The 18,551-nt window shown below is 32.5% G+C and carries 19 protein-coding genes; 16 read left to right on the top strand and 3 right to left on the bottom strand.

What is annotated here, in order from left to right:
- Positions 1 to 19: 19 nt before the first annotated feature.
- The 4 genes from JM82_RS15740 (at position 20) to rlmN (ending at position 4,036) form a co-directional block, all read left to right on the top strand.
- Entirely contained in the window at positions 20 to 346 is a 327-nt protein-coding gene (locus JM82_RS15740; protein WP_145006277.1) for a nucleotide pyrophosphohydrolase, read from the top strand.
- A gap of 36 nt (positions 347 to 382) precedes the next feature.
- Positions 383 to 1,615: a 3-phosphoshikimate 1-carboxyvinyltransferase gene (locus JM82_RS15745; RefSeq protein WP_145006280.1), complete on the top strand. Its 1,233-nt coding sequence runs from the start codon at positions 383 to 385 to the stop codon at positions 1,613 to 1,615.
- An 85-nt stretch (positions 1,616 to 1,700) separates the two neighbouring features.
- A complete protein-coding gene (gene queA, locus JM82_RS15750; RefSeq protein WP_145006283.1) occupies positions 1,701 to 2,750 on the top strand; it encodes a tRNA preQ1(34) S-adenosylmethionine ribosyltransferase-isomerase QueA in 1,050 nt (349 codons plus the stop codon).
- Positions 2,751 to 2,995: 245 nt separating this feature from the next.
- The gene (gene rlmN, locus JM82_RS15755) at positions 2,996 to 4,036 is read left to right on the top strand and encodes a 23S rRNA (adenine(2503)-C(2))-methyltransferase RlmN (RefSeq protein WP_145006286.1); all 1,041 of its coding nucleotides are present in this window, start codon (positions 2,996 to 2,998) and stop codon (positions 4,034 to 4,036) included.
- Positions 4,037 to 4,115: 79 nt separating this feature from the next.
- On the opposite strand, the gene JM82_RS15760 is transcribed toward rlmN, so the two are convergent.
- Positions 4,116 to 5,276, bottom strand: a complete 1,161-nt coding sequence (locus tag JM82_RS15760; protein WP_145006289.1) for a T9SS type A sorting domain-containing protein — start codon at positions 5,274 to 5,276, stop codon at positions 4,116 to 4,118.
- 146 nt (positions 5,277 to 5,422) lie between these two features.
- On the opposite strand from JM82_RS15760, the gene JM82_RS15765 reads away from it, so the two are divergent.
- The 10 genes from JM82_RS15765 (at position 5,423) to dnaG (ending at position 15,593) form a co-directional block, all read left to right on the top strand.
- Complete coding sequence (locus tag JM82_RS15765; RefSeq protein ID WP_145006292.1) at positions 5,423 to 6,400, top strand: polyprenyl synthetase family protein; 978 nt, start codon at positions 5,423 to 5,425, stop codon at positions 6,398 to 6,400.
- An 80-nt stretch (positions 6,401 to 6,480) separates the two neighbouring features.
- Positions 6,481 to 7,041 (top strand): RNA polymerase sigma factor, encoded by a 561-nt coding sequence (locus JM82_RS15770; RefSeq protein ID WP_145006295.1) that lies wholly within the window; start codon positions 6,481 to 6,483, stop codon positions 7,039 to 7,041.
- A complete protein-coding gene (locus JM82_RS15775) occupies positions 7,028 to 7,750 on the top strand; it encodes a hypothetical protein (RefSeq protein WP_145006298.1) in 723 nt (240 codons plus the stop codon). Before JM82_RS15770 ends, JM82_RS15775 begins: the two co-directional genes overlap by 14 nt.
- Positions 7,751 to 7,780: 30 nt before the next feature.
- On the top strand, positions 7,781 to 8,830 hold the full coding sequence (locus JM82_RS15780; RefSeq protein ID WP_145006301.1) for a hypothetical protein: 1,050 nt from the start codon (positions 7,781 to 7,783) through the stop codon (positions 8,828 to 8,830).
- A 420-nt stretch (positions 8,831 to 9,250) separates the two neighbouring features.
- A complete protein-coding gene (locus JM82_RS15785; protein ID WP_145006304.1) occupies positions 9,251 to 10,648 on the top strand; it encodes an arginine decarboxylase in 1,398 nt (465 codons plus the stop codon).
- Positions 10,638 to 11,576 carry an agmatinase gene (gene speB / locus JM82_RS15790; protein WP_099567962.1) on the top strand — a complete coding sequence of 313 codons (939 nt, stop codon included), beginning with the start codon at positions 10,638 to 10,640 and terminating at the stop codon, positions 11,574 to 11,576. The genes JM82_RS15785 and speB overlap by 11 nt, the downstream gene beginning before the upstream one ends.
- Positions 11,566 to 12,540: a deoxyhypusine synthase family protein gene (locus JM82_RS15795; protein ID WP_099567961.1), complete on the top strand. Its 975-nt coding sequence runs from the start codon at positions 11,566 to 11,568 to the stop codon at positions 12,538 to 12,540. The genes speB and JM82_RS15795 overlap by 11 nt, the downstream gene beginning before the upstream one ends.
- Before the next feature lie 13 nt (positions 12,541 to 12,553).
- The gene (locus tag JM82_RS15800; RefSeq protein ID WP_145006307.1) at positions 12,554 to 12,877 is read left to right on the top strand and encodes a hypothetical protein; all 324 of its coding nucleotides are present in this window, start codon (positions 12,554 to 12,556) and stop codon (positions 12,875 to 12,877) included.
- A 184-nt stretch (positions 12,878 to 13,061) separates the two neighbouring features.
- The gene (locus JM82_RS15805) at positions 13,062 to 13,397 is read left to right on the top strand and encodes a hypothetical protein (RefSeq protein WP_145006310.1); all 336 of its coding nucleotides are present in this window, start codon (positions 13,062 to 13,064) and stop codon (positions 13,395 to 13,397) included.
- Between the two features lie 240 nt (positions 13,398 to 13,637).
- Positions 13,638 to 15,593, top strand: a complete 1,956-nt coding sequence (gene dnaG, locus JM82_RS15810) for a DNA primase (protein WP_145006313.1) — start codon at positions 13,638 to 13,640, stop codon at positions 15,591 to 15,593.
- Here dnaG and JM82_RS15815 read toward each other — a convergent pair.
- Together JM82_RS15815 and nadE are read right to left on the bottom strand one after the other, a co-directional pair.
- Positions 15,588 to 16,211 (bottom strand): response regulator, encoded by a 624-nt coding sequence (locus JM82_RS15815; protein WP_145006316.1) that lies wholly within the window; start codon positions 16,209 to 16,211, stop codon positions 15,588 to 15,590. The two genes, dnaG and JM82_RS15815, sit on opposite strands and share 6 nt — an antisense overlap.
- A 102-nt stretch (positions 16,212 to 16,313) precedes the next feature.
- Positions 16,314 to 17,102, bottom strand: a complete 789-nt coding sequence (gene nadE / locus JM82_RS15820) for an NAD(+) synthase (RefSeq protein ID WP_145006319.1) — start codon at positions 17,100 to 17,102, stop codon at positions 16,314 to 16,316.
- A 91-nt stretch (positions 17,103 to 17,193) separates the two neighbouring features.
- Here nadE and gldB point away from each other — a divergent pair, with 91 nt between their 5' ends.
- Positions 17,194 to 18,156 carry a gliding motility lipoprotein GldB gene (gldB, locus tag JM82_RS15825; protein WP_145006322.1) on the top strand — a complete coding sequence of 321 codons (963 nt, stop codon included), beginning with the start codon at positions 17,194 to 17,196 and terminating at the stop codon, positions 18,154 to 18,156.
- Positions 18,156 to 18,488 carry a gliding motility protein GldC gene (gene gldC, locus JM82_RS15830; protein ID WP_090841916.1) on the top strand — a complete coding sequence of 111 codons (333 nt, stop codon included), beginning with the start codon at positions 18,156 to 18,158 and terminating at the stop codon, positions 18,486 to 18,488. The genes gldB and gldC overlap by 1 nt, the downstream gene beginning before the upstream one ends.
- Positions 18,489 to 18,551: the final 63 nt, after the last annotated feature.

Raw genomic sequence — 18,551 nt, forward strand, 5'->3', positions numbered from 1 at the left:
TACTTAAAACAGTTTAAAAATGGACATTAAAAATGCACAGTTAGAGGTAGATAATTGGATTGAAAATCATGGTGTTCGTTATTTTAACGAGCTTACCAATATGGCTCAATTAACAGAAGAGGTTGGTGAAGTTGCACGTATTATAGCTAGACGCTATGGTGAACAAAGCGAAAAAGAATCTGATAAAAATAAAGATTTAGGAGAAGAGCTGGCAGATGTTATGTTTGTAGTATTGTGTTTGGCAAACCAAACAGGAATAGATCTTCAGGAAGCTTTTGATAAAAAGTTAGACCTTAAAACTAAGCGTGATCACGACAGACATCACAACAATCAAAAATTAAAATAAAGTACTAATTTCTGTTATTACAGAAATCCTTTACATATGAATTTACATTTACACCAATCAACAATACATCAAACAAACGCTATCCAAATTACTGGGTCAAAAAGCGAATCTAATAGACTGTTATTGTTGCAAGCTTTATATCCCGAAATTAAAATAAATAATATTTCAAACAGTGACGATTCGGTATTAATGGCTAAAGCTTTAGCGTCAAAAGATACTGTTATAGACATACATCACGCTGGAACAGCGATGCGATTTTTAACAGCATATTTTTCAACACAAGAAGGCAAAACAATAGAGCTTACAGGATCTAAGCGTATGAAAGAACGTCCTATTGCTATTTTGGTTGATGCCTTAAATCAATTAGGAGCAGATATAACTTATAAAGAAAACCAAGGGTTTCCACCATTACTAATTACTGGTAAAAAGTTAACTAAAAATAAAGTTACGCTTAAAGCTAATGTAAGTAGTCAGTATATATCAGCACTATTATTAGTGGCTTCAAAATTAGAAAACGGATTAGAATTAACCCTTGAAGGCGATATCACATCTGTACCATATATTAAAATGACGTTAAGCTTATTGGAAGAAATCGGTACAAAAACAAAGTTTCAGGATAATGTAATTACCATTTACCCACAACAGCAACTAGCAAATAAAACGCAACAATTAACCGTAGAAAGTGATTGGTCATCAGCATCCTATTTTTATAGTATAGTAGCAATGTCTGCAATAGGTACAACAATTTCGTTATCATCATATAAGCAAAATAGCCTGCAAGGAGATTCCGCTTTAGCGACAATTTATAACGCATTTGGTGTGACCACAACCTTTAAAAATAATACAGTTGTCCTTCAAAAAACCGAAGCTACATCACCAGATACGACAATTAATTTCGATTTAAAAAATGCACCAGACATAGCACAAACTATTTCGGTTACTGCTTTTGGACTAGGGTTAGACTGTCATTTAACAGGATTACATACACTAAAAATTAAAGAAACAGACCGTTTAGTCGCCTTAAAAACCGAAATTGAAAAACTAGGAGGACAAGTAGCTATTACAGATAATAGCTTAACATTAAAAAAAGCGACTAATAGACATCAAAATGTTACAATAGCAACCTATAACGATCACAGGATGGCTATGGCGTTTGCACCATTAGCCTTAAAAGTTCCAATAATTATAGAAGACTCAAAAGTAGTCTCTAAATCTTACCCAACGTTTTGGGACGATTTGGCTGCTTTAGGCTTCATTTTTAGTGTTTAATAAATAATAATTGGTCATTTACTTGACAACGCCTATCTCCAGATTGTATATTTGCAATCTTGTTAACTTAACAACTAATTAATAAATGAAATTATCACACTTCAATTTTGAATTACCTGAAGAGCTATTAGCAGAATATCCTGCAGAAAACAGAGACGAGTCTCGTTTGATGGTATTAAACCGAAAAGAGCAAACTATCGAACACAAAATGTTTAAAGACTTAATCGAGTATTTTGACGAGAAAGATGTGATGATTCTTAACAACACCAAAGTATTTCCTGCACGTTTATTTGGTAACAAAGAAAAAACAGGAGCAAGAATCGAAGTGTTTTTATTACGCGAGCTTAACCAAGAACAACGTCTTTGGGACGTATTAGTAGATCCAGCACGTAAAATACGTATTGGTAACAAGCTTTATTTTGGTGATGACGAGACGTTAGTAGCAGAGGTAATTGACAACACAACATCTAGAGGACGTACATTACGTTTTTTATATGATGGATCATACCAAGAGTTTAGAATCAAACTACAAGAGTTAGGAGAAACACCTTTACCAAAATATATTAAAAGAGAAGTAGAGCCAGAAGACGAAGACCGTTACCAAACCATCTACGCAAAAGAAGAAGGTGCAGTAGCAGCTCCAACAGCAGGACTTCACTTTTCTAAGCACTTATTAAAGCGTTTAGAAATCAAAGGTGTAGACTTTGCAGAAGTAACTTTGCACGTTGGTTTAGGGACTTTTAATCCAGTAGAAGTAGAAGATTTATCTAAACATAAAATGGATAGCGAAGAGCTTAAAATTGAAGCTAAAGCAGTAGAGATTATCAATAACGCTAAAAAAGAAAAACGTCGTATTTGCGCAGTAGGTACAACAGCAATGCGTGCAATAGAAAGCTCAGTATCATCAAGCGGAACACTAAACGAAGTAGAAGGATGGACCAATAAATTTATCTTTCCACCATACGACTTTAGCATCGCAAACGCAATGATTACTAACTTCCACACGCCAAAATCAACACTTTTAATGATGGTGTCAGCATTTGCAGGACACGACTTCATGAAAAAAGCATACGAAGAAGCAGTAAAAGAAAAGTATAAATTTTACAGTTATGGAGACGCGATGTTAATCATCTAATCCTATCAGTATAAATTACTAAAACCTCTTTTAGCCTTAATAAGTAAAAGAGGTTTTTTTTATGGCATTACCCAAGGGTCGCGCTCTCGACAGTCGCTTTGCATTTGCTTTAAGGCAAAAGCAAGAGCTTCAACAAATGTCTCCATCGCTAATGCACAACCCAAAAACCAGTTTTAAAATAATCTACAGTAAATCGTCAATCGTAATTCGTAAATCAATAAACGATTCACTATTTTTGCAATCCAATGGAAATCAAGAAAAAAGACATACGCGCATTAAGCAAAGACCAACTTAGGGACTTTTTCCAAAAAGAAGGCGATAAAACCTTTAGAGGAAATCAAGTATACGAGTGGCTATGGAGCAAAGGTGCACACACCTTTGAGGATATGACCAACCTATCCAAAGACACGCGTCAAATGCTAGAAGATAACTTTGTTATAAACCATATCAAAGTAGACGTTATGCAGCGTAGTAGTGATGGTACAGTAAAAAATGCAGTACGATTGCACGATGACTTAATAGTCGAGTCGGTTTTAATACCTACAAAAACCAGGACCACAGCCTGTGTGTCAAGTCAAGTAGGCTGTAGTTTGGACTGTAAATTTTGTGCAACAGCACGATTAAAACGTATGCGTAATCTAAATCCAGACGAGATTTACGATCAAGTAGTAGCAATTGACAGAGAAAGTAGATTATACTTTGACAGACCATTAAGTAACATTGTATTTATGGGAATGGGAGAACCATTAATGAACTACAATAACGTACTTAAAGCAATAGATAAAATAACATCACCAGAAGGATTAGGCATGTCGCCAAAGCGTATTGTGGTGTCTACATCAGGAGTGCCAAAAATGATTAAAAAAATGGCTGATGATGAGGTTAAGTTTAAATTAGCAGTCTCACTACACTCAGCAATTGATGAGGTCAGAACATCCATAATGCCTTTTAATGCAACATTTCCGTTAGCAGATTTAAGAGAAGCATTAGTCTATTGGTACGAGAAAACAAAAAATCGCATCACCTATGAGTATGTGGTTTGGCAAGGGATTAATGACAAACGCAAAGATGTTGATGCATTAGTGCAGTTTTGCAAATTTGCACCAAGCAAAGTCAATATTATAGAATACAATCCTATTGACGATGGTCAATTCCAGCAAGCAAGATCACAAGCAATAGATATGTATCAAAGTGTTTTAGAAGAAAATAACATAACCGTAACTATAAGACGTAGTAGAGGTAAGGATATTGACGCAGCATGTGGACAATTAGCTAACAAAGAATAGTTAAAAAAATAGTTTAAACATTAAAAAAGCGACTTTCAAATCAATTGAAAGTCGCTTTTTTTTTATAACTATAACAAGGTTATTCTTTAACAAATTTAAGCGTTTGCTTTTTGTCTTGAGTATTAATTGTTATTAAGTAAATACCATTATTTAAAGAGGCTACATTAATTGAGTTTTCAGTAATATCTGTACCTTTTCTGTTAATTACCAGTTGTCCTAATTGGTTGTATACTTCAACAGATTTAATAGCTAAGTTTGTTTTAATAGTTATAACATCACTAGCAGGATTAGGATAAACGCTAAAATTATTATCTAATGTAAACTCATCAGTAGATAAAGCAGGATCAGTCTCAGTTGTAAAAGACCAAACAGCACTAGCAGTAGACCCAAAGCAATTAAAAGACTCTATAGACCAATAGTATGTAGTGTTATATGCCCAGTTGAAAGTAATTCCGTTTCCATTAGTCGCTCCTGGTATAGTACCAATATTTGTACCAGCAGGATCTGTACCCAAAGACAAGTTAAAAACGGTTGCAGATGGTCCAGCAGTCCAGTTAAACGGAGTAATTAAAGGCGTTGTTCCAGTAATATCCACAGGGATATTTGTAGCTCCATTGGTAGGAGTGGGTGTTGTTGCAGCAATTGGTGCAGCAGTTTCTGTACAAGCAAAAACCTTTACGTTATCAAAAGCCCAAAAATAAGAATAATCTCCAACCCATCTAAATCTAACTTTTGCATTACTGACACCTGCTAATAGTGCAGATACATCATAAGATTTAAAACCAAAATCAAGTTCGTTGGCTCCACTTGTGTTGTTTGTACTGTTAAATAAAACCACTTGTACCCAAGCAGTACCATCAAATACTTCAACAAAACCATTACCACCAAATTCTGCACGAATAACATGATTAAATGTTAACTGTACATCTGTTAATGCAGAAGCATCAAAAGTTGGGCTTTCTAAATAAGTATCTTCAGCCTCACCATCATTACCCAAAATATCACTATCAAAAATTGGATAACTTCCAGAAAAACCTTCGTCATACAAAACAACGTTTCCTACTCCAAATCCAGGAGCTTCTCCGGTGTTATTAAAAGACCAAACACCTCCATTAGCAAGATCAGTATTAGACCAGCCAGCAGGTGTGCTTAAACCTGCATTAAAATCTTCATCAATCAAAACTTGACCGAATGCAATTGAAGCAGTAAGAAATAAAAATAAAAATGTAATTTTTTTCATGTGTGTGTGTTTAAGGATTAATATGTTTTAAATATACCACAAAATTTAAGCACTAGCTTTTTTTAGTATAAATATTGCGAATTATTAACATTTCAATCCATTAGATTATTCGTATTTTTGATATTACTAAAAGTTACACCATTATTTTGAAGATAACAGAACAAATAAAACAGCCTATTGCTTTTGAGATGGATCTTTTTGAGCAAAAATTTAGGCTTGCCATGTCCTCTAAAGTTGCTCTGTTAAATAGGATTACCTATTACATCGTCAATCGTAAAGGAAAACAAATGCGTCCAATGTTTGTGTTTCTAGTAGCAAAAATGGTGTCTAATGGTGAGGTTAGTGAAAGGACGTATAGAGGAGCATCTGTGATAGAGTTGATTCATACAGCAACATTAGTGCATGATGATGTCGTGGATGATAGTAATAAGCGTCGTGGTTTTTTCTCTATAAATGCACTATGGAAAAATAAAATAGCAGTTTTAATTGGTGACTTTTTATTATCAAAAGGATTATTACTATCAATAGATAATAATGATTTTGATCTTTTAAAAATTATTTCTATTGCTGTAAGAGAGATGAGTGAAGGCGAATTACTTCAAATAGAAAAAGCTAGAAAACTAGATATAACAGAAGCTGTTTATTATGAAATTATTAGACAAAAAACAGCAACACTTATTGCTGCCTGTTGTAGTCTTGGAGCAGCTTCAGTAAAACCTAATTCTGTTGAGGTAGAAAGTATGCGTAAGTTTGGAGAGTTGATAGGTATGGCATTTCAGATTAAAGATGATTTGTTTGATTATGGTACCCAAAGCATCGGTAAACCTACTGGTATTGATATCAAGGAACAAAAAATGACCTTACCTTTAATTTACGTATTAAACAATTGTTCTAAAAAGGATAAAAAGTGGTTAATCAATTCGGTTAAAAATCACAACACAGATAGAAAACGGGTTAATCAAGTCATCCAATTTGTAAAAGACAATGGAGGATTGGACTATGCTGTTTCAAAAATGAAAGCATTTCAGGAAGAGGCATTATTACTGCTAAATAGTTTTCCTAAATCAGAATATAAAGACTCGCTTGAGTTAATGGTGAATTATGTCATAGAAAGAAAAAAATAATTTTTTTTCATACTTCAGGCAACCTTCTTAAAAGCTTTTGCGTCTTTATAAATAGAAGACCAAACTAAACAACACTATTTGTGAAAGTCGTTACCTTATTTAATAACGAAGTTAAGCTAATTAAAAAAGCTGCTCAGAATAATCGTGAAGCCCAACACGTATTGTTTGAGTTGCATGCACCTAAAATGTTAAGTGTATGTCGTTACTATATAAAGGATATGCAACATGCAGAAGAGGTCATGTTAAATGGTTTTTTAAAAGTGTTTACTAATTTAAAAACCTTTAAACATGAAGGCAGTTTTGAAGGTTGGATTAGACGTATAATGGTTAGAGAGGCTATCTCTTTTTTAAGACAAAAAAAGACGATTCAGTTTGTAGATGAAGATTATCAACACATCGAGATTCAAGATGAAGCATCGCAACAATATGATGTGGCACAACTTCAAGAATTAATAGACAATTTGCCAGAGGGTTATAAAATGGTTTTTATAATGTACGCAATTGAAGGTTATAAACATGCTGAGATATCAACACTTTTAAACATAAGCGTTGGGACGTCAAAATCTCAATTATTTAAAGCAAGAAAAATGCTGCAGGACAATATTAAGATATTAAATATTAAAGAATATGGCACCAAATAAATTTGAAAAGCAATTAAAAGACACGCTAGAGCGTCGCACAATTGCACCAAGCAAAATAGCTTGGAGCCAACTAGATACGCAATTAGATAATCAAAAAAACAAACGAAAATTCCCGTTTTGGTGGTTTAGTATTGCAGCTACTTTTCTAGGTGTATTTATGGCAATTTTTATTTTTAATGACAAACCTGATCCAATTAATGTGGTTGTTGAGGATGTTAAAAATGAAATACTGTTGCCAAGTAAAGTCAATCAAATTAACAAGCAAAATAAAGTAACTAAAACAATAACAAGTCCAGAAGTAGTCGTTGATAAGGTAAATGTTAAACCAAAACATGAAGCGGTAACAAATAAAAACAAGACAACAGTACAAAGTGTTGAAGCAGATAAATCTAATACTGTTTTGGTTGTAAATGACAATACTAAGTCGGAAGATAAAGTAACTATAGCATCTACTACTAATTTACAAAAACCTATTGATAATACCAGTCAAACGACAACAATAACATCTGAAGCTGACCTTTTATTAAAAGAGGCATACTCAGATGTGCAAAACAACTACACTACTTATAAACCAGAAAAAATTGACGCTAACTCATTGTTGGAAGATGTAGAGATGAAATCTGAAAAATCTCTAAAAAATCGTCTGTTTCATGCTGTAAAATCAGGCTACGAAACATTAAAAACAACAGTGGCAGAGCGTGATTTTTAAATCAATTAATCATTAAAAAAACGAACAATTATGCAAACCATTACTAAACACTTAGTTTATCTAATTATTTTATTTACTGTCAGCCAAATTAGCGCACAAGTAAATGACACAATTCCTAAAATTGAAACCTTGAAAAAAGCGATTATTGCAGGAGAGCGTGATGCTTTAAAAGTTGAAATTGATGCAATTAACGATAGATTGGAAGCGGATGAGATTACTTTTGATGAAGCAGAAAGCTTAAAAAAAGAAGTCGCAGAAAAAAGAGCTTTAAATATTGAAAACAGAGTCGCAATTGCTGTTAATAGATTAGAGTTTTTAGATCGCAACAAGCAGCTGCAAGATGATGATGAAAACGTTAATGTTTTTTCTATTAAAATTGGAGCATCAGATAAAGAGTTAATCGGAGTTACAGCAAATCGTACACCTCCAAAACAAGACATACGCACAGGTAATCAATTACTATTTGCAATGGGTTTTAATAACGCAATTATTGATGGTGTTAGCTTAAGTGACTCGCCATATAAATTAGGTGGTTCTGGCTTTGTAGAATTAGGATGGCTTTGGAATACGCGAGTCTTTAAAGAGTCTAATTTTTTAAGATTAAAATATGGGCTTTCAGTACAATGGAATAAACTAGATATAAAAAACGATATGTACTTTGTGCAAGAAGGTAATCAAACCACATTACAACGTTTTGATGGCGATATAAAACGTGCTAAGTTTAGAACAACCAGTCTTGTTGTTCCTGTGCATTTTGAATTTGGACCTTGGGATAAAAAAGTGTACGAAGATGGTAGAGTCCGTTATAATAATTACGATAAATTTAAAATAGGTTTAGGTGGATACGTTGGTGTTAATGGAAAAGCAGTGCAAAAGCTAAATTACAAATCCGATGGAGAGCGTGTAGAAGAAACCATTAGAAGAGGCTATAATACAAATACATTTACCTATGGTGTAAGTGCGTATGTAGGTTTTGGGGATTTAAGTTTGTATGCTAAATATGATTTAGCACCAATATTTAAAAACCAAATAGTGGATCAAAACAACTTATCTTTAGGTGTTAGAGTAGATTTAGATTAAACAAACAGTATTTATTTTAAAAAGCGTCTTTTTTTATTGTTAAAAAAGACGCTTTTTAGCGTTAAAAGGGTTGTAAATACTGATGTTACCAAATCTTTAAAAAAATATTATTTTTTTCAAAAAAAAGTTTTTAATTAAAAAAAAAGTATTTCATTTGCATCATATTAGCTGAACACCTTGAACTCTGTTTCTATGTTCGGGCTTTTGGAAATTAGGAAGTCATATTCAAAAGCAGCTTACAGATTAAGTGACCGAATTTTAAAGCTAACTTCCGCTTTCACTACAATATTTGCTAGCCAGCATCAGTTTGGCTTCATGCCTACTTGTGAGCTAAAAATTCAGATTTGATAGAATTATTTTGACATAACAGCATAATAAAAATATTATGTTTTATCTTTAAAGTAATTTCTAAACAAAATAATGAATACAAAATACATAGACTTAATAAGTCAAACCTTTGATTTTCCTCAACCAGAATTTAAACTAGAGGAAAAAACCCTACAATTTCACGACATCAATTTAATGGAGTTAGTAGAAGAGTATGGTGCACCATTAAAATTTACGTACCTACCACAAATCTCTAATAACATACAACGCGCTAAATCATGGTTTAGTGATGCTATTAAAAAGTATGATTATAAAGGGAGTTATAACTATTGTTATTGTACAAAAAGCTCGCACTTTAAACACGTTTTAAATGAAGCTTTAAAAAATGATATACATATAGAGACCTCTTCGGCTTTTGATATTGATATTGTTGAAAATTTAAAAAAAGAAGGTAAAATAACAAATAAAACATTTGTAATAAGTAACGGTTTTAAACGTGACCAATACGTTACAAATATTGCTAGATTAATTAATGGTGGTCAGGAAAACTGTATTCCGATTATTGATAATTATGAAGAGATAGAATTGTTGTCAGAACAAATCGAAGGTAACTTTAAAGTTGGTATTAGAATAGCATCTGAAGAAGAACCTAAATTTGAGTTTTACACTTCTAGATTAGGTATTGGATATAAAAACATTGTACCTTTTTTCAAAAATCAAATAAAAGATAATCCTAAGATTGAGCTTAAAATGCTTCACTTTTTTATCAATACAGGGATTAGAGATAATGCCTATTATTGGAATGAGTTATTAAAGTGTTTAAAAGTATACACAAGCTTAAAAAAGATTTGTCCAAGTTTAGATAGTTTAAATATTGGAGGAGGTTTTCCAATTAAAAACTCTTTAGCATTTGATTTTGATTACGAGTATATGATTGATGAAATTATTAATCAAATTCAACAAACTTGTGAAGACGAAGAAGTAGACGTACCAAACATATTTACAGAGTTTGGAAGTTTTACAGTAGGAGAAAGTGGAGGCGCAATTTACGAGATATTATACCAAAAGCAACAAAACGATCGTGAAAAGTGGAACATGATTAACTCTTCTTTTATTACAACATTACCAGATACTTGGGCTATAAATAAACGTTTTATAATGTTAGCCATAAACCGCTGGAATGACTCTTATGAGCGTGTTTTATTAGGTGGATTAACATGTGATAGTGACGATTATTACAATAGTGAGCAGCACATGAATGCAATCTATTTACCAAAATACAATAAAGACAAACCATTATATATAGGCTTTTTTAATACAGGAGCCTATCAGGAAACTATAGGTGGTTTTGGAGGATTACAACATTGTTTGATTCCATCACCAAAACATATTTTAATAGACAAAGACGAAGATGGTAACATCACCAAAACATTATTTTCAGAACAACAAAAAAGTGAAGACTTACTTAAAATTTTAGGCTATGCAAAGTAAAACTTATGCTGGTATTCCAGAAGAATTAGCAAAATTAGAACAAGCAAAAATTGTCTTAATTCCAGTTCCTTATGATGGGACTAGTACATGGCAAAAAGGAGCAGATAAAGGCCCAGAAGCTTTTTTAAATGCTTCAGAGAATATGGAACTTTATGATATCGAAACAGATACCGAAGTTTATCAACAAGGTGTCTTTTTAGCAGATCCTGTTTCAGAAAATAGCTCGCCAGAAGCTATGGTTGAGGCAGTACATCAAGCAACAAAAAAGTATATTAAAAAAAATAAATTTGTAACCATTTTTGGTGGAGAACACTCAGTATCTATAGGTACTATTCGTGCCTTTAACGAGATGTTTCCTAGCTTAACTGTGTTACAATTAGATGCACATGCAGATTTACGTAAAGAGTATGAAGGCTCTAAATGTAATCACGCTTGTGCAGTTTATGAAGCTAGTCAAACCACTAATTTAATTCAAGTTGGAATTAGATCTATGGATGCTATTGAAAAAACAGTTATGGACGAAGAAAAAACATACTTCGCACACGAGATGGCTGTTGACGATACATGGATGGATAGTGCAATTGATCAAATGACGGACAACGTATTTATTACCATAGATTTAGACGCGTTTGACCCATCAATTATGCCAAGTACTGGTACACCAGAACCAGGTGGTTTATTATGGTATGAGACCTTAGAGTTTTTAAAACAAGTATTTGAAGAAAAAAATGTGGTAGGTTTTGATATAGTAGAGTTATGTCCAAACACAATTGACAAATCATCAGACTTTTTAGCAGCAAAATTATACTATAAAATGCTAAGCTATAAGTTTATGGATCAAGGCGTAGAGGACGAGTATGACAATACTTACGACAGTAACAAACAAAAAAATAATAGTTCAAAATTTAACGAAGACGATGAGTACTAAAGGACCAATATCACAATTTATTCAACACCATTATTTACACTTTAATGCAGCAGCTTTAGTTGATGCAGCAAAAGGGTATGAAACGCAATTGGATAATGGAGCTAAAATGTTAGTGTCATTAGCAGGAGCTATGAGTACTGCAGAACTTGGTAAAAGTTTTGCAGAAATGATTAGACAAGACAAAGTACATATTATTTCTTGTACAGGAGCAAATCTTGAAGAAGATATAATGAATTTAGTTGCACATTCACATTACAAGCGTGTACCTAACTATCGTGATTTAACACCTCAAGAAGAATGGGACTTGTTAGAAAAAGGACTTAACCGTGTTACGGATACTTGTATTCCAGAACACGAAGCATTTAGACGCTTACAACACCATATAGAAAAAATATGGAAAGATGCAGAAGCAAAAGGTGAGCGATATTTACCGCATGAATATATGTACAAAATGTTATTATCAGGCGTTTTAGAGGAGTATTATGAGATTGATTTAAAAGACTCTTGGATGTATGCTGCAGCAGAAAAAAACTTACCAATAGTATGTCCAGGTTGGGAAGACAGTACAATGGGTAATATTTTTGCTAGTTATGTATTAAAAGGAGAACTTAAAGCAAGCACAATGAAATCTGGTATTGAGTACATGACCTTTCTTGCAGACTGGTACACAGACAACTCTCAAAAAGGAATTGGATTTTTCCAAATAGGTGGAGGTATTGCAGGAGATTTTCCAATATGTGTGGTACCAATGTTATACCAAGATATGGAGCGTACAGAGACACCTTTTTGGAGTTATTTTTGTCAAATTAGCGACTCAACTACAAGTTATGGATCGTATTCTGGAGCAGTTCCAAACGAGAAAATTACTTGGGGTAAATTAGATATTGATACACCAAAATTTATTGTTGAAAGTGACGCAACAATTGTTGCACCACTTATCTTTGCATATATATTAGGACTATAATTGCTATAAAAAAATGAAAAAGCCAGACAATTTAAAACGCGTCATTGTTGATTTTAAAAAGCTAACACCAGAAATTTTAAAGCTGTTAGTGGATAAATACCCAGAAGGATACGATGAAGATCATATTATCGAATTTAGAAACGCTAAAAACGAATTAATTGAAGCTGTAGAAGTAACTACAGAAGACACTAAATATCTAGTTAAGGTTAGTACTAAATTGGTAAAAACAATGGAAAACTACGATGAGGATGACTACGAGGATTTTGAAGATGATGATCCAGAAGCAGTACAAGACCCTCAATTAGAAGAAAGTGAAGAGCAAGATCACGATTTTTAAAAAAAAAATAAAATTTAAACTAAAAAAAATAGTTTCATAATCTAAACAGATAGTACTAAACGTATTTAAAGTAAAACCACGTGTTATTGTTTTTAAGGAAAACAATACTAAAAGCAGATTCGGACTTGAGGTGGCTAAAATCCGAAACCCATTAACACAATATCAACTTTAATATAGTATTAAAATGAAAACAAAAATTTTAGTTTTAACAATTGCTTTTTTAAGCCTAACTTTAAGTTCTTTTACAATTTCAAAAAATCAAGTAGTATCTGGAGTTTATGATGGTGTAGAGGATACTAATTACGTATTTACAATCACTAAAGGTGATAAGACAGAAAAAATGGAATTTAACTATCTTTCAGAAGATGTTTTTGAAAACTTTGATCTTGATTCTGATGAGTTAATCGGAACAAGCTTTACTATCACTTACGAGAAAGAAAAAGAAATGATTGTAAATGATGAAGGTGATGACGAAGAAGTAGAGTATTTAACTATAACTAAGTTAAGCGTTAATGACTAGAAATAGTTGTTTTACTTAAAATAAAATGAAAAACCGGAATATATTCCGGTTTTTTTTTGCCTTAAAACTAATTATATGTTTCCTAATGCTATTTAGGTTTAAAGGTTAAAAAAATTAGTATTATCAACGCAGTTTCAAACTTATTTAATTCTAAAAACGTCAAAACTTAAAAGTTTCTGAATTGAAAAACGTCTTATTTTGTATTACTTTTACATTCTTAAAATTCAATAAAATTTAATCTTGATTACAAAATCTACCATAGACCAAGTATATGAAACAGCCAGACTGGAAGAGGTTATTGGTGATTTTGTTCAGCTAAAAAAAGCCGGAAGTAATTTTAAAGGATTAAGTCCTTTTTCAGAAGAACGTTCTCCAAGTTTTGTGGTGTCGCCAGTTAAGCAAATTTGGAAAGATTTTTCAAGTGGAAAAGGAGGAAACGTCGTTGCTTTTTTAATGGAGCATGAACATTTTACCTATCCTGAAGCTATTAAATATTTAGCTAAAAAGTATAATATTGAAATAGAAGAAACAGAGCAGTCTAACGAGCAAAAACAAGCACAAGATAAACGTGAGAGCCTATATTTAGTTAGTGAGTTTGCTAGTAGTTATTTTCAAAATACACTACATAATACAGATCAAGGTAAAGCAATAGGATTAAGTTATTTTAAGGAGCGAGGCTTTACAACAGAAACTATCAAAAAGTTTGAACTTGGTTACAGTTTAGATCAATGGAGTGCTTTTACAGATGCAGCCTTAAAAAAAGGATATAATTTAGAGTTTTTAGAAGCTACAGGTTTAACTATAGTAAAGGAGACTAAGCAGTTTGACCGTTTTAAAGGACGTGTTTTGTTTCCTATACAAAGTATGAGTGGTCGTGTTTTAGGATTTGGTGGTCGTATTTTAACTAATGATAAAAAAGCTGCTAAATATTTAAACAGTCCAGAAAGCGACTTGTATCATAAAAGTAAAGTCTTATATGGTATTTATCATGCTAAACAATCCATTGCAAAGGAGGATAATTGTTATTTAGTAGAAGGTTATACAGATGTAATCCAATTTCATCAAACAGGAATTAAAAATGTAGTTTCTAGTTCTGGTACAGCCTTAACTAGTGACCAAATTAGATTAATTAACCGTTTAACAAAAAACATTACTGTTTTATTTGATGGTGATGCTGCAGGTATGAGAGCCTCTTTAAGAGGTATAGATTTAATCCTAGAGCAAGGTATGAATGTCAAGGTTTGTACGTTTCCAGAAGGAGAGGATCCAGATAGCTTTGCAAAATCAAATACATTAGAGGAGCTAACAGCCTATTTAGATCAAAATGCTAAGGATTTTATCCAGTTTAAAGCTTCGGTTTTATATGAAAGTGCTAAAAACGATCCAATTAAAAAGGCCGAAACCATTAGAGATATTGTAAATAGTATTGCTAAAATTCCGGATAGAATTAAAACAGAAATTTACATCCAAGAGTGCGCAAGGATAATGGATATAAGTGAAGAGGTTTTATTTTCTACTCTAGCGCAAATGACTAATAAAGAGCAAAATGAGGCAGCGAAACAACCTCAAAACCCGCAAGCTTTTGAAGTTATTAAAAGTCAACCAGCAGTTAAAAAGGTTGATGTGCAATATACCTTAGAGCGAAAAATTATTGAGATACTACTACTTTACGGAAACAGAAAAGAAGATTTTGAAGACTTAGTTTTAAAAGAAGCAGACAATGGTCAGTTAGAGTTAGAACCAGTTGTTCAAGAAGCTAAAGTGTTTGAAAAAATATACTTAGACTTACAAGAAGACGAAATGGAATTTTTAAACCCACAGTTTAAAGATATTTATTTTGCAATAATTGAAGCTTTAAATCAAAATCCTGAATTTAAAATAGAAAGCATTATTAACACAATAGATCCTGTTTTAGCCTCAGAAATCACATCTATTTTAATGGAGGATGAGCGTTATGCGTTATCCGATTGGCATCGTAATAATATTTTTCCAAAAACAAAAATAGACTCTGTTGCGCAATTAGTTAGCGAGACTATTTTGACTTTACGTTGCTTTTTAATTGATCAAAAAGTATTACAGTTTCAAAAAGAAACATTAGAAGATAGAAACACTATAAACCGAGAAATCCTTGAAGAAGTCAAGGATTACTCAGGTTTAAAAATGTTGTTGTCAAGAAAGCTAAATAGAGCTTTATAAATCTAAACTTTTTGCTTGGTTTACTAAATCAATTAAGTTAGTTACATTAAGCTTTTTCATTAGCCTAGCACGATAGGTACTAACCGTTTTTTCGTTAATCTGTAATTCCTCAGCAATTTCTTTGTTACGTCTACCGTTAGATAAAAGCTTTAAAACTTCAACCTCTCTTGTAGATAGTTTTTTGTAGTAATTACTTTTTCCACTGTTTTTATCCAATGCAATTTTTCTAGATAAATTTGGGCTTATGTAAAGTCCGCCCAAATACACTTTCATTATAGCATCTTTTAAAGTTAGTAAGTCAGTGGATTTGTTAACATAGCCATCTGCTCCAGCTTTAATAGCACTTACAGCATAAACTTCTTCTTGCTGTGCGCTGTAAATAATAACTTTTACTTCTGGATTTTCTTTTTTAATGCGACGTAATACACTTATACCGTTAAGTTTAGGTAAGTCAATTTCGCAAATTAAGATGTCTGTTGTGTACTGTTTTAGTGCGTCAAAAATAGCTTCGCCATCTGCAACCGATGCGACAAATTTTATGTCTCTAGAGTTAGCAAATACCAATTCTAATCCTTTAGTTACTATAGGATGATTATCCGCAACCATTAGTTTAACCATGGTCAATTAGTTTTTTAGGGCCTTTTTAATTAAAAAAAGACTTGAGTTATAGAAATAATAATAGCGTCGTAAAGGTATATAAAATTATAGGATTAAGGACTATTAGATTAAATCTTTAGGGATATTACAGACAGGAATTGCAACCATTTTGTGTAAGTTGTTGGTATTGTATCGTTTAAATATTTTAAAGACTTCTAATTCTCTTGCTTCAAAGTCAGATATAGTTTTCCCTTCATCTTTCATTTTCATAGCCCATTCTAATTCTGGGTAAGATGCACCAATTTGGTCTTCGTCACTTCGTGCATCTCCAAACAAACCATCACTAGGTGCAGCTTTAATTATGGATTTTGGTACATTTAAAAATTCACCTAACTTATACACTTCACTTTTCATTAAATCTGCAATAGGACTTAAATCTACTCCGCCATCACCATACTTTGTGTAAAACCCAACACCAAAATCTTCTACTTTATTACCAGTACCAGCAACTAATAAACCTAGTAAACCAGCATGATAATATAATGTCGTCATACGTAATCTAGCACGTGTATTGGCAAGAGCCATATCCACCACTTCTTTTTTACCTTCTAGGGATACTTCTGTTTTAAACTCTTCAAAAACAGGTGTTAGGTCAGATATAATCCCTTCCACATTGGGATAGCGTTTTTTTAATTGCTCAATATGTTCTTGACCTCTAGAGACGTGACTGGCAGCCTGATGTATAGGCATTTCTACGCAAAGCACCTTTAAACCAGTTTGCGCACAAAGGGTAGAGGTTACAGCACTGTCAATTCCCCCAGAAATACCTACAACAAAACCATTTACTTTTGCGTTATTAGCATATGTTTTTAACCAATCTACAATATGTTTTACAACTTTTTCTGTTTGCATAATCAAAGAATTTAAAGCAAAGTATAGTACCTTTGCCTAACAAAAATAAAGTAATCCCTTTAGTAATAAAAATTAAGAGACCTTAAGTTTTATGAGAGTATTCATTTTAATAATATCATTGTTTTTTACATTGTTTTCTTGTCAAGATGATAATAAAGAAGCAGCCAAAATAGCTAAGATTGATATAAATCTTGCTGTAGAGCGTTTTGATATCGCTTTCGCGGAAGCTAAGCCAGAAGATTTACCGCAATTAAAAATGGCTTATCCATTCATGTTTCCTAAGCAGTTTGACGACCAATTTTGGATACAAAAAATGAATGATACTTTGCAAAATCAATTAAGCGAAGAGACTATTAAAATATTTCCAGACTTAAAAACAGAAACGCAGGAAATTAAGCAATTGTTTAAACACTTAAAGTATTATTTTCCAAATTTTAAGACGCCTAGAGTTATCACATCTACCTCTGATGTTGATTACCGCAACAAGGTAATTGTAACAGATACTATTGCTATTTTAGAGTTAGATACCTTTTTAGGATCAGATCATTTTTTTTATCAAGGCTTACAAACTTATATCTCTGCTAACATGACTGCGGATCAGATAGTCGTAGACTTGGCAAATGCTTATGCAGAGAAGATGGTGCTAAACTCTAAACGTACAAACTTGTTAGAAGAGATGATCTATTCAGGGAAGCTTTTGTATATAAAGGATAAGATTATACCATTTAAAACTGATGCTCAAAAAATAGGTTACACACAATTGCAATTAGATTGGGTATATGCTAATCAAGAGCAAATTTGGCAGTACTTTATTGACAAAGAGTTATTATACAGTACAGACTCTAAATTACCTAATCGTTTTATTAATCCAGCACCTTTCTCAAAATTTTATTTAGCAGAAATAGATAATGAGTCACCAGGTAAAGTAGGACAATTTGTTGGCTGGCAAATTGTAAAAGCCTACATGGATAATAACTCTGTTACATTAACAGAGTTGCTTAATACTCCAGCACAAATCGTATTTAATAAATCTAAATATAAACCAAGAAAGTAATGGCTAAAATAACATCAGAAATAACTTTAAAAGTTGAGTTAGACGAAAACAGAGTGCCTGAAAAATTAAATTGGACAGCACAAGATGGGGGTATTAAAAATGCTGAAGCTAAAGCAATGATGCTATCCGTTTGGGATAATGTAGCGCAGGAATCTTTAAGAATTGACTTATGGACTAAGGATATGCCAGTGGATGAAATGAAAGTGTTTTTTCATCAAACATTGGTAGCCATGAGTGATACTTTTAATAGGGCAACTCAGGACGAAAAAATGACTGCTACAATGAAGGATTTTTGTGATTACTTTGCAGAAAAATTAGAGCTTAAAAAGTAAATTTATTTTTACTAAAGTGAATAGAACAAAAAACGCGAACCATTTGGTTCGCGTTTTTTTATG

This window comes from Olleya sp. Hel_I_94 (assembly GCF_007827365.1).
Classification (GTDB): Bacteria; Bacteroidota; Bacteroidia; order Flavobacteriales; family Flavobacteriaceae; genus Olleya.